Here is a 14,599-nt window from a genome sequence, read left to right as displayed (position 1 = left end):
CCTCAGCGTCCGCAAGATTCTACCAAGAAGCCTGTTCAATTCAAAATCTTCCCCAGATGCTTAAAATTCATAATTCTCTTGCCAGAGAAAAACAGGAGTTTATCCCGCTAACGCCGGGCAAGGTCAAAGTATATGTATGCGGAATGACCGTCTACGATTACTGCCATCTCGGCCATGCGCGCGTGATGGTGGTATTCGATATGGTGCAGCGCTGGTTTCGCGCCAACCGTTTTGATGTGACATATGTACGTAATATTACCGATATTGATGACAAAATTATCAGGCGGGCGCAGGAAAATAAGGAATCCATTGAAGCGCTGACGGCGCGTTTTATCCAGGCGATGGAAGAGGATGCCGCAGCGCTTGGGGTGGAGCCGCCTTCATGGGAACCGCGTGCCACGCGCCATGTGGAAGACATGATTGCCATGATCCAGGTTCTGGTGGATAAAAAGCTGGCTTATCCCGCTTCCAACGGCGACGTATATTATGCGGTTCACCGGTTTCCCGGTTATGGAAAGCTTTCCGGGAAATCCCTTGACGAGTTGCGGGCAGGGGAACGGGTAATTGTCGATCCGCATAAAAACGATCCGCTGGATTTTGTGCTGTGGAAAGCGGCAAAGCCCGGCGAGCCCCAGTGGGATTCCCCGTGGGGACCGGGGCGGCCCGGCTGGCATATCGAGTGCTCGGCCATGGGCGAGCACTATCTGGGGGAGCACTTCGACATCCATGGCGGTGGGCAGGACTTACAGTTTCCCCATCATGAAAATGAAATTGCACAAAGCGAGGGGGCGCACGGGCATCCTTTTGTCAACTACTGGATGCACAATGGTTTCGTGCGAGTCAATGACGAGAAGATGTCCAAGTCGCTCGGCAATTTTTTTACCGTCCGCGAAATCCTTGCCCACTTTCAGCCGGAGGTGGTACGTTTTTTTATCCTGCGCGCGCATTACCGCAGCCCGCTTAACTATGCAGACATGCAACTGGAAGACGCCGGGCGAGCTCTCGATCGACTGTATACCGCGCTCAAGGGAATCGAAGTCCACGACGAAGTCGAGATAGACTGGGATGACCCCTATGCATCGCGTTTCCGGGAAGCGATGAACGATGACTTCAACACCCCGGAGGCTCTTGCCGTGCTTTTCGACCTCGCTACCGAAGTCAATAAAACCCGACTACCCAGGGATATTGCCTTGATGAAAGCGCTGGGCGGGGTGCTGGGATTGCTCCAGCAGGACCCCTGGAAATATTTCCAGCAGGCGGATTCCGAAGATCCGGCATTTGCGCCCGAAAAGGTGGAGCAATTGATTCAACAGCGGCTGGTTGCACGCGCCAACAAGGATTATCGCGAGGCCGATCGCATTCGCAAGGAATTGATGGAGGCCAACATCATTCTGGAAGACGGACCTCATGGCACTACCTGGCGGAGGGCAACGGGTCTATCCACTCTCTGAGTGCGTCATGGACTGACGGGATGGGAGTCATGGCTCGCCTTATTTGCCGGGCCAAGTCCTCCACATCGGCTATCCTTTCGATATAAGTATAAATATGAAGGAGAAGCGAAATGGATCTGCGTGTAAAAAGACTGGAATTTTCCGATGACAGCACGATAGGCGAATTGTCAGTCGATGGGGAGTTCGAGTGCTACACGCTGGAAGACAAGGTGAGGCCGGTGAAGATCAAGGGCAAGACCGCGATTTTCGCGGGGCAATACGAGGTTGTCATCAATTTTTCCCAAAGGTTTCAAAAAACCCTTCCGCTCCTTTTGAACGTGCCAAGTTTTGAAGGCGTCAGGATACATCCCGGCAATATCTCGGCGAATACAGAAGGGTGCATATTGGTGGGCGATACCAAAGGTGTCAATTTCATCGGACAAAGCAGAGTTGCTTTCGATCGCCTGTTCCAGAAAATGAAAGCAGCAGCCGAGACCCAGAAAATATTCATTGAAATCGAGTAAGCAGGGGGAGGACCGTGGCAGGCGGCAGTAATGCTCCATGCATCAATCCGACGATGTTGAACCCCTTGAAACGAAGCGGCTTGCGCTTTACCCTCTTCTCCGTTGCGTTGATCGGTCTATCCTTTTTTACATCCGACACGGTGCTTGCGCAAAAGGAAGCGCTGCCCTTTCAGCACGAAAAAAACCATGCGCTTCCCTCTGGCAAAAAGGTAGGGGTGATTTTCCATGAGCGCAAGTGTAAAAGCGGTGAGTGCCGTGAAACCGACGGTGGCATGTGGGGAATGGATAGCGGTGTGCCCCGGTTCGTAACTGAAACTTTTCTTGTTTTCATCGATGGGCAGCGATTCCACATCCCGGAGAAATTCTATAGGGATCTCACCAACACCCGTTCGCTGCATGTCTCCGAGCAGAATGGCCGGGTGGTTATCGAACTGAAGGGGGGCGACGCGGCAGGTGCTTATACGGCACATTTCCGGCTGGGAGGCATGTGCGGATTCGAACGAAAAATCTGCGGCGAGATATGTGGTGAAATTTGGGAACATGGCACGTGGTATAACGCGTTTGCGTATGAGTGGGATCCTCGATGCGAGGGCGGAATCGAATAGTCGAAGCAGCAGAAAGCTTTTAGTCTCCCTTCCTTCCGCTGCTTCTGCTGCGTATTGTTCCGGCTATCATGCTACATGGCGTCATTCCAGCCATAGTTGAACTTTTCAACTATAAATCAATTAGAGTGTGTGCCCGGCGGGATGGGGCAAGCATGTAATCACTCGGCGCTTGCCATGAGATCGTCATTATTTTTGATCTGAGGTGAGAAGTGCGGGAGAAGTTGCGTCACAGCCAATTCGGCAGGTTGCATAATGCCAATTCTCTCGTTCATGGCCGAATTCCGGCATTTGGAAGGGGGGATTGTGGAGGCGATATTTCAGGCGTTATCGCGGGCGTTTCGCGATTTGTTTCAGTTTCAGGTGCTGTGGATCATCGTCTGGCCCATTCTCGCAGCAAGTCTGCTGTGGGTGGTGCTCGGCGTGGCTTTCTGGGGGACTTTCTCCGGCTGGATAGCCGAGGTGTTGACGGCGATCGGTATCCAGACTTGGCTTGAAGGCGTTGAACCGAGGTGGATCGCCTATGGAATCCAGGGGATGGCACATCTGATTCTGTTTGTGCCGCTGGTTTTTGTGACTGCACTCGTGATTACCGCCTTGTTCGCGATGCCTGCCCTGATCGGTCTGGTTGCACGTCGCGACTATCCGCTACTCAAACGCGAAAAAGGCGGGACGGTCGCGGGCAGTGTGCTCAATGCGCTGATTGCTCTTGCCATTTTCATTGCCATCTGGCTGATCACCCTCCCATTATGGCTGGCGGGGGCAGGCGTGGTTATCCCGTTTGTTGCTGCCGCCTATCTGAATCAGCGCCTGTTTCGCTACGATGCGCTGGCGGAACATGCCACGCAGGAAGAAATGCGAGCTATATTTTCCAGGGACCGCTCTCTGTTGTGGGGCTTGGGGCTGCTCGCGGGTCTGGTGCAATTCGTGCCGATTTTAAACCTGTTCGCCGCTGTGCTGACAGGGCTGGCCTTCATTCATTTTTGCCTGGCTCGCCTGGCGGAACTGCGCCACGAGTTGCCCCACGAGTTGCCGCTATGAGTCATGTTGCAAATCCGTAGGGCTGCGGAAGGTCCTTGCTGGGGGCAGCAAAATTGGCGTCAATGTCGTTGATATTCGTTTGCAATGCTTTTTGAGTTTGGGGTTGTTTGTTGTCCCGTTATTGCTGCATATCAAAACAAAATACCAATATACGGTTTCCGGGGTTCGATCAGACGCAGCCGGACCTGCGATAACCGGCTAACAAGGAGAGATCAATGCAAGCCTACGTTCTTCATTTCATTGCCCTGGTAATAATGTCCTTAACCGGGACAACCTCCGGCGCTTTTGCCCAGAATGGGCAAAGCACCGAGGTCAGCGGCCCTATCGAAGACCGCGTCCCTCATCGTCATCAGGAACGACCCGGTGAGCGAATGCCTGCCGATTATGGAACTCCCCGGCTGCTGAATCTCGGCGCGCATACGTTTCCCGTCAGCACCAGCAACCAGTTGGCGCAGCAGTATATGAACCAGGGCTTGAATCTCTCCTATGCATTCAATCATGCGGAGGCGGGGCGTGCATTCAGGGAGGCGGCGCGGCTGGACCCCGCTCTCGCGATGGCTTACTGGGGACAGGCGCTCGTGCTCGGCCCCAATATCAACGCGCCCATGGAGGCAAAAAACGAAGTATCAGCGCTGGAACTGGTCAGAAAGGCTGCTTCTCTCGCGGCAGGCGTGTCTGACAGGGAGCGCGCGCTGATCGGGGCTCTGGAAAAGCGGTACACCGGCAATTCCGAAGATCGGAAGGCCAACGACAAGGCATATGCAAATGCTATGAGAGAGGTACATCGGCGTTTTTCCGGTGATCAGGATATCGCGATGCTTTTTGTCGAATCCGTAATGGATACCAGTCCGTGGGGTTACTGGATGCGCGATGACTATCCGATGGAAGGAACAAGGGAAATCGTCGCAGTTACCGAAGGCGTGCTGCAAGGCAATCCCCGGCATCCGGGCGCGACGCACATGTATATCCATCTCATGGAACCGACCAACATGCCGGAGCGGGCTGCGCAGGCAGCAGATACGCTGCTTACACTGATGCCCGATGCCGGGCACCTGATACATATGCCATCGCACATCTACCTGCGCGTGGGCCGCTATGAAGATGCAATAATTGCCAATCAGCGTGCAATCGCCGCCGATGTGAGGTACCTCGTCCGGCAGCATGAACATGGCTTTTATGCGATGGCCTATTTTCCTCACAATATTCACTTCCTCGGGGCCGCTGCAACCGCCGATGGCCAAAGCGAATTGGCGATCGACTCAGCAAGAAAGGTCGCGAGCACCATCGACGACGCGGTTTTGAAAGAAATGCCCATGACCGGAGTATTCCGCGTGGTACCTTATTGGGCACTTACAAGGTTTGGAAAATGGGACGAAATGCTTCAGGAACCGGAGCCTCCCTCAAGCAATGCGTTTCTGAAAGGTGGATGGCACTATGCCCGAGGCCTCGCCTTTGTCGCCAAGCGGCAGTTGTCCGAGGCTGAGCAAGAGCTGGCTGCTTTACGGGAGATCATGAAGGATGACTCGCTCGATGGTCCCCTTCTTTCCGTCAACACCGCGCGCTCGGTTTTACGCATCGGTCCTGCGGTCCTCGCCGGTGAGATTGCTGCTGCGCGCGGACAATTCAATTCCGCCATCGCACATCTTGAACAGGCAGTTCGTCTTGAGGATTCGCTGGCTTACACCGAACCGCCCGAATGGCAGGCGCCCCCGCGGTTGACGCTCGGCGCCATATTGCTTGAAGCGGGTCATCCCGCCGAAGCGGAGACAGTCTACTGGGAAGACCTGCGGCGCAACCGCAATAATGGATGGGCACTTTATGGCTTGTTGCAGGCTCTGCGCGCCCAGGGCAAAAACGAGCGGGCGGCGCTGGTTGAAGAGCGTTTCAATAAGGCGTGGGCACGGGCGGATGTGAAACTCGGCGCCTCCCGCTTCGGGTGTGTTTTTTCGCCCATGACGATGGCAGGGCAATCGCGATAGCAAGCAGTATCGGCTAATTCACCCACAACAGACCCTAACCAGCCGGATTTAATCCAGACCGTACCTTCCCGGTGGGGTCTACTATAGAGGGGGATTTTTAGCGCCCTATGGAAGCCACCACGAACAACATGAAAGATGTCACCGGTGCAGAGCTCCTTATATGCACCATCGGACATTCGACTCATCCCCTTGAAGAATTCATCAATCTGTTGAAAAAAAACGAAGTTACGCACCTGCTCGATGTACGGACGGTACCGCGTTCGCGGCATAATCCTCAATTCAATAAGGAAACCCTGCCGGACGCTCTGGGGGCAATTGGCATCAAGTACACTCATTTATCTGGCCTGGGCGGGCTTCGGCATGCCCGCAAGGACTCGATCAATGAGGGCTGGCGCAATGCGTCCTTCCGTGGCTATGCGGACTATATGCAAACTCAGGAATTTGTGGAAAATGTGAACCGGGTTATCGAGCTTGCTGCCCATGACCGCTGCGCATTGATGTGCGCCGAGGCCGTTCCCTGGCGATGCCATCGTTCGTTGATTGCGGACGCGCTTGTCGTCCGGGGGGTGCGGGTGGAAGACATCATCGATAACCACGGCCGAAAACCGCATTCACTGACTCCATGGGCACAGGCGGAGGGCGTGAGAATTTTTTATCCTGCGCAACAGGGGCGGCTGATATAAACGATGATTGGATTGTTACCTTGTGAAAGGAGGTAATGGAATATGAACATGCATTTTACCCGGTTGATGGCACCGCTCGGTTTTGCGATGTTGATCGTACAGCCCGTTGCGGCATCTGACGATAATCCGTGGGGAAAGCCCGGGACTCAGAAAACCCAGGCACAGCGCGGGAAGGAAGGCAGCGAGCCAAAGCCTTGGGAAGTGCGTCCATGGGCCGCCAACCCGTTGGAGACGAAACCCTTGCAGCCGAATCCGAGAGAATCGCGCCCTTGGGAAGAGGCTTCGGAGGAGGTGAGACCGAAAGATGCCTTGGGACAGGAAAGATCCGTCGAGACCAGGCGTCGGGCGGGCAGGAAGGCGCGTAAGGAGCGGGCCGAGAAAAGCCATGAAAGCAAGCAGCGATTGAGCAGCTACGAGGAGCGCTCCAAGCAGCGCCAGGAGAGATGGCGGAAGCTCCAGATGCAAAGTGAATTGTATCAAGCCGGCCGGGCAAGATAACTTCCGGAGTAATTTCCCGATTCCAGATTTCGCTCTGCTGTTTGATGGAACGCTTTTCCGAGGCAACCGACGGGTTTTCTCCTAATCAGGAAAAGCAGGCAGGTAAAGACATTCTCTGGACAATTCTCCGGTATACTTCAAAAAATAATGCCAGACTACCTGCTGATCATTACTGCTGCCGCGATTTTGCTTGTCACCATGGCCTATCTGGTGATCCGGCTCGGTATGCTTTCGACCATGGTGCGCGAACTGCTGGGGCAGCAGGCAAGGCTGATGGAAGACAAGCATCGCGACATGCTCAAGGATTTGCATGAAGGGCTGTCGAACCAGGGCAACCGGCTTTCCGAGGTCCTGGGCAGGAATTCCGATCAACTGCGGGGAACGGTGGAAGCGCGGCTGGACCAGATCAGCGGGAGGGTGGCTGAACGTCTCGACGAAGGGTTCAGGAAAACCAATGAGACTTTCACCAGCGTCATGACGCGGCTTGCGACGATCGATGAAGCCCAGAAGAAGATCGACAGCCTGACCACCAATATGGTGAGCCTGCAGGAACTTCTGGGCGACAAACGCTCGCGCGGCGCGTTTGGCGAAGTGCAACTGGAAGCGCTGGTTCGCAATATCCTGCCGCCCTCTGCATATGAAATGCAGCATACGCTTTCCAACAGCAGCCGCGCCGATTGTGTGCTGAAGCTACCGCCTCCAACGGGCATGGTCGCGGTCGATTCAAAATTTCCGCTGGAAAATTTTCATCGCATGTTCGATCGTCATACGGATGACACGAGCCGTGCCCTGGCGCAGAAGCAGTTCAAGGCGGACGTGAAAAAACATGTGGACGACATTGCCGGTAAATATATCCTGCCGCCGGAAACCTGCGATGGAGCGGTGATGTTCGTACCGGCGGAGGCCGTTTTCGCCGAAATCCATGCCTATCATTCGGACATAGTCGATTACGCCATGCAGAAGCAGGTCTGGATAGTTTCGCCTACCACCCTGATGGCGGTACTGAATACCGCGCGTGCGGTGCTCAAGGATATCGAAACGCGCGAGCAGGTACACATCATCAAGAACGAACTGTCCAGGCTGGGCAAGGATTTTGCACGCTTTGACGAGCGCATGAAAAAACTTGCAGACCATATCCGCCAGGCCAATCAGGATGTGGAAGAGGTACATGTTTCAAGCCGGAAGATAAGTCAACGCTTTGCCCGCATAGAGGCCGTGGATCTCGAGCTGCCTCAACTGGAAATGGAAACGCCAGTGATGCAACCGGCGGACGAAGAAAACTCCAGATAAATTCCGCCGGCATCACATGCAGGAGGATATATCCAGAAAATCCCCCATGCTCTCGAACATCAAATCCTGGTATCGCCGCCGTATCATCGAGAATCACTCCGTCCCCGATGATATCTGGCAGAACGCGATAGCCCGCCTGCGGTTCCTGCAGGCGCTCGAAGCGGTTGAGCTCGAGCGCTTGCGGGAATGCGTCGTACTGTTTCTCCATGTCAAGCAAATCAGCGGTGCCCACGGACTGGTAATCACCGACGAAATGCGCGTACTGATCGCTGCACAGGCGTGCATTCTGATCCTGAATCTCGATCTCGATTATTACGATGGCTGGGTAGAAATCATCGTCTATCCAGGTGAATTTATTCGCGATTATGAATATGTGGATGAGGACGGCATAGTGCACCACGCAGTGGAGCCTGCGTCCGGCGAGTCCTGGCTCGGTGGACCGGTGATTCTCTCCTGGGAAGACGCGGTGGCCGCTGTGTCAGGGACCGAGATCAGCCAGGGATACAATGTTGTCATACACGAATTCGCCCACAAGCTGGATATGCTGAATGGAGAGGCTAACGGTTTTCCTCCCATACATCCGGATATGAGCCGGCAGGCATGGAGTGAAGCGTTCAGTAAAGCTTATGCGGATTTTTGCAGGAGTATCGATGCCGGGGAGATGATGGAAATCGACCTTTATGCGGCCGAGAGTCCGGCAGAATTCTTCGCGGTGATCAGCGAAGCTTTTTTCGAAATGCCTATCTCTGTCAGAATACACTTCCCGGCAGTATATGAGCAACTCGCGCTGTTTTATCGTCAGGACCCCGCGCAGCGACGGAGTGAACCGTGAACGAATATTTCATTAGTGGCGACATCGGCGGAACCAAGACATTGCTGCAAGCAGCGGAACTGAAAGAAGGCAATGTCCGGGTATGGGGCGAACGGCGCTACGAGAGTCCGGCCTATTCGAGTTTTTCGGACATGCTCCGAGACTTTATTAATGAAGTCTCCGCGCTCGATAGCGATGGCAATCCCATGAGCGCCTGTTTCGCGGTAGCGGGGCCAATTGCCAGGCAGGAAGCGGCACTCACAAATTTGCCGTGGGTGATGAACTCTGCAGTGCTTTCCTCGGAATTTTCCATTCCAAAGGTCAAGCTCATCAACGACTTCGCGGCCGTGGCATCGGGTGTGGGCATCCTGCCGGAACACGACCTGATGACATTGCAGGCCGGCCAGCCTCATGTCGGCAAGATGCGAGTCGTGTTGGGGGCGGGTACCGGCATGGGAGTGGCATGGCTCGTCTGGCAAAATGGAGACTACTCATCGCTGCCGAGCGAAGCCGGGCATATTGATTTTGCGCCAGCGAATGAATTGCAGGACCGATTGTTGCATCATCTGCGAAAACGCTTGGGCCATGTATCGGTCGAGCGGGTGCTCTCCGGTCCGGGACTGACAAATATTTTTCGTTTTCTTCAGGATGAGTCAGGCGATAAACGCGAATGGACATCGACGCAGTCGAAAGAAGATGATGCCGCTCGTATATCCGATCTCGCCTTCAACCAGAAGCATCCGTTAGCAGCGAAAGCAATGGATTTATTTGTGGAGATTTACGGAGCCTACGCCGGCAACCTGGCTTTGGCCGGTCTGTGCCGCGGTGGGGTATATGTGGCGGGAGGGATTGCACCAAAAATTATCGATAAATTGAGAGAAGGCGGTTTCATGAAAGCATTTCGCGACAAGGGACGCTTTTCCGGGCTAATGGAGGAAATTCCGGTACATGTAGTGATGAATCCAAAAGTCGGACTACTTGGGGCTGCGGAAGAAGCCAGGAGAATGCTGGATGAGGTGTAAAACACCACGAAAACAGTTGGAAGTCTGGATCTGGCCTGGACCTGCTCAAACAGGAGGCATTGTGCCTGCCTGTCAAGATCGGATTCCGATTGCTGACCGATTGAATGAGATTGAATGAGCAAGCATGAGCAAGGCATTTACCAGGGAAAGCGAGTCTGACGACCTGGACGAAGAAGGCAACGGGAATGGCCTGCCATCATTACCTTCCGGCTCCAAAAATTACATTACTCCGGAGGGGCATAAGCGGCTGATGGACGAGTTTTTGTGGTTGATGAACAGGGAACGTCCCCAGGTAACCGCAACGGTTTCCTGGGCTGCCGCGAATGGCGATCGTTCGGAGAACGCGGATTATATCTACGGCAAGAAGCGCCTGCGCGAAATCGATCGGCGCATTCGTTTTCTCACCCGACGACTGGATATGGCGGAAATCATCGATCCCTCCATGCCCCGGGAAGATGAATCGCGGATTTTTTTTGGCGCTACCGTTACCTACATTAACGAGAAAGGCGAGGAGAAGATCGTTTCCATCGTGGGTGTGAATGAGATCGATACCACCAGGGGCTACATAAGCTGGGTTTCACCACTGGCGCGGACATTGCTCAAAGCGCGTGAAGGGGATGTGGTGACATTACATGCGCCCGGAGGAACGGAAGAACTGGAAATTCTGGAAGTCAGGTATCAGGCAATTCCCATGGAACCGTTCAGGATGGGCTCGGGAATGGAGAAGACGATGGCGAACCCTGGCGAGAACCCCAATCCTCAATGAAGTTTATTACCTCTCGCGACAATCCCACCTTCAAAGAACTGGTTAAACTGCGGGAATCATCCCGGCAACGGCGAATTGCGGGACTGACGCTTCTTGACGGCATTCATCTGGTCGAAGCTTATTTTGCGCTGGGGAAGCCAGAAAAACTCGTCGCGAGCGAGAGCGGGCGTGAAAACCCGGAAATCCGATTTTTGCTGGAAAAAGTAACAAAAGTGACGCAGGTGACAAAAGGCGGCGGCTCCCATCGGGAAGCGGCAGCGATCGTCCTGCCGGACTTGTTGTTCCGCGAAGTTTCCACAGTAAAGACTGCAACAGGTCTTATGGCTATAGTGCCGATTCCTTCTCCCGAAGCCATTCCCCTGAAAAAGAGAGGGCAGGCAGAAAGCTTCTGTGTATTGCTTGAAGCCATACAAGACCCTGGCAACGTCGGCTCCATACTGCGTTCCGCCGCTGCGGCGGGTGCAAGCGATGTGTATCTTTCCAACGATTGTGCCGATGCTTGGTCGCCGAAGACGCTTCGTGCCGCCATGGGCGCGCATTTTCTTGTGCGAATACACGAACGTGCCAACCTGGCAGAAGTTGCGCGGACATTCGGAGGCAAAGTAATTGCAAGCATACTGGATGCGAAAAAAAGTCTTTACCAGATGCGATTGAGCGGCCCGGTAGCCTTCGTTTTCGGGAACGAGGGTGCGGGTTTGAGCGATGAGTTGCTTCAGGTCGCCCATGAACGGATTACTATCCCCATGCCGGGGGATGCAGAATCACTGAATGCGGCGGCTGCGGCAGCAGTTTGTTTTTTTGAGAGGGTGAGGCAAATGGAAGCGGGAATCGCATAAGTATCCGCTTTTTATTATCTTCTCCTCACGTCGTTAATATAGCTGCTATGGCAGCTTCCGACAGTTGCCTGACTGGCGCGGCTCAACCTTTCCCCTCGGAATGATCCAGCCAGTTCTCAAGGCCCTGCGCATTGAGCTCGACATCGAGCTTCAGCAGGCTGCGAATCCTTTCCTCGGTTAATTTACAGCCGTGCGCGATTATCCTGCGCAACAACAACTCGCCCAGTTCATCTACCAGAGCTGCATGGTTGTCAGGCACGTCGCGTAGCTTCCTGGCAATCGATACGTGGGCGTCAATCAGTCCATGCAGCTCGTTCGCATGGCGTGGGAGATGCGCGATGCGACCATAATGCGTGAGAAAGGCATAAGAGGGGTTGTAGCTCATGAGACGATCCAGTGAGGCATGCGCCGCGACGGGGTCGAACTGCACGGGAGTGGTCGTCGGAAACACGAATTCCATGCCATTGACATCGAATTCCCGATAGGAAAGGCCGAATGTGTCACCGGTGAAAAAGGAATTGCTTCGCTCGTCGAAAATGCAGTAGTGATGACGCGCATGTCCCGGCGTATCGAGAAACAGCAGCGGTCTGCCGTTGAAATCCAGCCTGAATTCGTCTGGTGCCTCGATGATTCTGCTGGCATCTATGGGATGGATATCCCCGTACATGCGTTTGAATTCCGCTTCACCATAGACGCTCATGGCGCTTGCGACAAGACGCGCCGGATCTGCCACATGGCGAGCGCCACGCGGATGCACCACCAGTCTGGCGTTAGGGAGATGGCGCATGAATTCTCCCGCACCTCCCGCATGATCGAGATGGATATGCGTAACAAGCACGTATACTACATCTGCGGGAGCCAGATTCTTCTTCTGCAGCACTTCCAGTACACCGGGAACGGAAGATGAAGTTCCGGTATCCACCAGCGCGGCTTTACCGTTTTCCACAATCAGATGAATTGCAGCCAGGCCGGGGCGCAAATAATCGGCATCAATGGCGCTGATGCCATCTTCATAATCAGTGAGGGCGGGGAAACGGGAAATGTGCGGAGGCAAAATAGAAAGCGATGAGGTCATTCCAGGCTCGACGTCCGATGAAGATCGCGCGTCATCATGCAACCGGCCGAGACGCAGATTCCCCAACTACGCTACCGCCTGTTTCAATTGTTCAAGTATCGCCGGGTTTTCCAGGGTGGATACATCCTGAGTTATTTCTTCATCCCTTGCCAGCGTGCGCAACAACCGGCGCATGATTTTGCCGGACCTGGTTTTCGGCAGGTTATCCCCAAAACGGATTTCATCAGGCCGGGCGATGGGGCCGATCTCCTGCGATACCCAATTGCGCAATTCCTGCACAATGCGATGAGCGTCCTCTGCTTTCGGGCGAGCCCCTTTCAATACCACGAAAGCCACGATGGCCTCGGTTTTGATTTCATCCGGCTTGCCTACCACCGCGGCTTCAGCAACCAAGGGGCTCGCTACCAGCGCCGATTCGATTTCCATTGTCCCTAAACGGTGGCCGGAAACAGTCAGTACATCGTCGATGCGCCCCATGATCCAGAAATAGCCGTCCGCATCGCGATGAGCCGAATCTCCCGCGAGATAGTATTTACCGCCAAGCTCTTCGGGAAAATAGGTATTTCTGAAGCGTTCCGGATCTCCCCACAAGGTGCGGGCCAGGGAAGGAAACGGACGCTTGATCACGAGAAACCCCCCTTTGCCTACCGGCACATCATGCCCGGCTTCATCCACGATACCGGCTTTGATACCGGGGAGCGGCAAAGTGCAGGAACCGGGCTTGAGCATTACTGCTCCAGGCGTGGGGGCGATCATGTGAGCGCCTGTTTCGGTTTGCCACCAGGTGTCCACCAACGGACAGCGGGATTGGCCAACGGTCGTGTAATACCACATCCACGCTTCCGGGTTGATCGGTTCGCCCACTGAACCGAGCAGGCGCAATGAGGAAAGGTCATATTGTTTCGGCAGGTCGGGTCCGAGTTTTATAAGCGAGCGGATGGCAGTGGGGGCGGTATAAAACGTGGTCACCTTATGATCCTGGATCATTTTCCAGAAGCGACCCGCGTCAGGATAAGTAGGAACGCGCCTTCGAATATGATCTGGGTCGCCCCGACGGCGAGCGGACCATAAGTCACATAAGTGTGCCCCGTGACCCAGCCTACGTCGGCCGTGCACCAGAAGATATCGGAAGACTTGTAGTCGAAAATCCATTGCATGCTCGTGATGGCGCCCAGCAGAAAGCCCGCGGAAGAGTGTTGCACGCCTTTTGGCTTGCCGGTGGAACCGGAGGTGTAGAGCGTAAATAGCGGATGCTCGGCGTTCACCCATTCGGGCTCACAGGTCTCGCTCTGATCCCGGATGAGATCATGCCACCAGATGTCGCGATTGGCGTCCAGTTGCAGGTCACCGCTGCCTCGCTGGTAGACCACCACGGATTTCACCGAGTCCGTTTCACCTCTACCGAGCGCATCTTCGACAACGGCTTTCAGGTAGTTGATTTTGCCGCCGCGCCATTGCTCGTCCGCGGTAATCACGGCTACCGCGCCTGCGTCGATAATTCGCTCATGCAGGCTTTTGGCGGAAAAGCCACCGAACACGACTGAATGGGTCGCACCGATGCGCGCGCAGGCCAGCATTGCCACTACCGCCTCGATACTCATCGGCATGTAGATAACGACGCGATCACCTTTCCTGATATTCAGCGACTTGAGACCATTTGCAAACCTGCATACGCGGCGGTAGAGATCCTGGTAGGTGCAGCGCGTGACGGTGCCGTCATCCGCCTCGAAAATAAGCGCAACCTTGTCCGACTGGGTGGCCTGGTGCCGATCGAGACAATTGTATGAAACATTCAGTTCTCCGTCATCGAACCAGGTAAAGAACGGATGGTTGGTTTCATCCAGTACGCGGGTAAATGGTTTGTGCCAGGAAATATGATCCCGCGCCAGTCTGGACCAGAATGCTGCCTCATCCTTTTCTGCCTCTGCGCAAAGGGCATCATATTCTTCCATTCCGGATACGTTTGCTTGTTCCACGAACGAAGCGGAGGGTGTAAAGGTGCGTGTTTCATTGAGGATAGATTGAATCGTCGCCACAGCTAC

15 protein-coding genes are annotated in these 14,599 nt (G+C 54.5%); 12 read left to right on the top strand and 3 right to left on the bottom strand.

The window, feature by feature from the left end:
• The first annotated feature begins 56 nt into the window (after window positions 1-56).
• From cysS to NMUL_RS09800, 12 genes are all read left to right on the top strand, one after another.
• Window positions 57-1,451, top strand: coding sequence for a cysteine--tRNA ligase (cysS, locus tag NMUL_RS09855; protein WP_011381196.1), 1,395 nt, complete (start codon window positions 57-59; stop codon window positions 1,449-1,451).
• Between the two features lie 110 nt (window positions 1,452-1,561).
• Complete coding sequence (locus NMUL_RS09850; RefSeq protein ID WP_011381195.1) at window positions 1,562-1,954, top strand: DUF5675 family protein; 393 nt, start codon at window positions 1,562-1,564, stop codon at window positions 1,952-1,954.
• 14 nt (window positions 1,955-1,968) lie between these two features.
• The gene (locus NMUL_RS09845) at window positions 1,969-2,559 is read left to right on the top strand and encodes a hypothetical protein (RefSeq protein ID WP_011381194.1); all 591 of its coding nucleotides are present in this window, start codon (window positions 1,969-1,971) and stop codon (window positions 2,557-2,559) included.
• Between the two features lie 252 nt (window positions 2,560-2,811).
• Window positions 2,812-3,597, top strand: a complete 786-nt coding sequence (locus NMUL_RS09840) for an EI24 domain-containing protein (protein WP_011381193.1) — start codon at window positions 2,812-2,814, stop codon at window positions 3,595-3,597.
• Between the two features lie 215 nt (window positions 3,598-3,812).
• On the top strand, window positions 3,813-5,576 hold the full coding sequence (locus tag NMUL_RS09835; RefSeq protein WP_011381192.1) for a tetratricopeptide repeat protein: 1,764 nt from the start codon (window positions 3,813-3,815) through the stop codon (window positions 5,574-5,576).
• A 107-nt stretch (window positions 5,577-5,683) separates the two neighbouring features.
• Entirely contained in the window at window positions 5,684-6,259 is a 576-nt protein-coding gene (locus tag NMUL_RS09830) for a DUF488 domain-containing protein (RefSeq protein ID WP_011381191.1), read from the top strand.
• A gap of 42 nt (window positions 6,260-6,301) precedes the next feature.
• Window positions 6,302-6,757: a hypothetical protein gene (locus NMUL_RS09825; RefSeq protein WP_011381190.1), complete on the top strand. Its 456-nt coding sequence runs from the start codon at window positions 6,302-6,304 to the stop codon at window positions 6,755-6,757.
• Window positions 6,758-6,904: 147 nt separating this feature from the next.
• On the top strand, window positions 6,905-8,047 hold the full coding sequence (locus NMUL_RS09820; protein WP_011381189.1) for a DNA recombination protein RmuC: 1,143 nt from the start codon (window positions 6,905-6,907) through the stop codon (window positions 8,045-8,047).
• 46 nt (window positions 8,048-8,093) lie between these two features.
• The gene (locus tag NMUL_RS09815) at window positions 8,094-8,879 is read left to right on the top strand and encodes a M90 family metallopeptidase (protein WP_041353119.1); all 786 of its coding nucleotides are present in this window, start codon (window positions 8,094-8,096) and stop codon (window positions 8,877-8,879) included.
• Window positions 8,876-9,880 carry a glucokinase gene (locus NMUL_RS09810; RefSeq protein WP_011381187.1) on the top strand — a complete coding sequence of 335 codons (1,005 nt, stop codon included), beginning with the start codon at window positions 8,876-8,878 and terminating at the stop codon, window positions 9,878-9,880. The genes NMUL_RS09815 and NMUL_RS09810 overlap by 4 nt, the downstream gene beginning before the upstream one ends.
• A 124-nt stretch (window positions 9,881-10,004) precedes the next feature.
• Window positions 10,005-10,646: a transcription elongation factor GreB gene (gene greB, locus NMUL_RS09805; RefSeq protein WP_011381186.1), complete on the top strand. Its 642-nt coding sequence runs from the start codon at window positions 10,005-10,007 to the stop codon at window positions 10,644-10,646.
• Complete coding sequence (locus NMUL_RS09800; protein WP_011381185.1) at window positions 10,643-11,482, top strand: TrmH family RNA methyltransferase; 840 nt, start codon at window positions 10,643-10,645, stop codon at window positions 11,480-11,482. Before greB ends, NMUL_RS09800 begins: the two co-directional genes overlap by 4 nt.
• A gap of 82 nt (window positions 11,483-11,564) precedes the next feature.
• On the opposite strand, the gene NMUL_RS09795 is transcribed toward NMUL_RS09800, so the two are convergent.
• From NMUL_RS09795 to NMUL_RS09790, 3 genes are all read right to left on the bottom strand, one after another.
• A complete protein-coding gene (locus NMUL_RS09795) occupies window positions 11,565-12,557 on the bottom strand; it encodes an MBL fold metallo-hydrolase (RefSeq protein WP_011381184.1) in 993 nt (330 codons plus the stop codon).
• Between the two features lie 66 nt (window positions 12,558-12,623).
• A complete protein-coding gene (locus NMUL_RS16510) occupies window positions 12,624-13,592 on the bottom strand; it encodes an AMP-binding protein (protein WP_272867648.1) in 969 nt (322 codons plus the stop codon).
• Entirely contained in the window at window positions 13,541-14,593 is a 1,053-nt protein-coding gene (locus tag NMUL_RS09790; RefSeq protein ID WP_011381182.1) for an AMP-binding protein, read from the bottom strand. Before NMUL_RS09790 ends, NMUL_RS16510 begins: the two co-directional genes overlap by 52 nt.
• Window positions 14,594-14,599 lie beyond the last annotated feature (6 nt).

The sequence above is a fragment of the Nitrosospira multiformis ATCC 25196 genome, assembly GCF_000196355.1.
Taxonomy (GTDB): domain Bacteria; phylum Pseudomonadota; class Gammaproteobacteria; order Burkholderiales; family Nitrosomonadaceae; genus Nitrosospira; species Nitrosospira multiformis.
The sequence above is the reverse complement of the archived record's forward strand: the minus strand, read 5'-3'. Positions and strand labels throughout refer to the sequence as shown.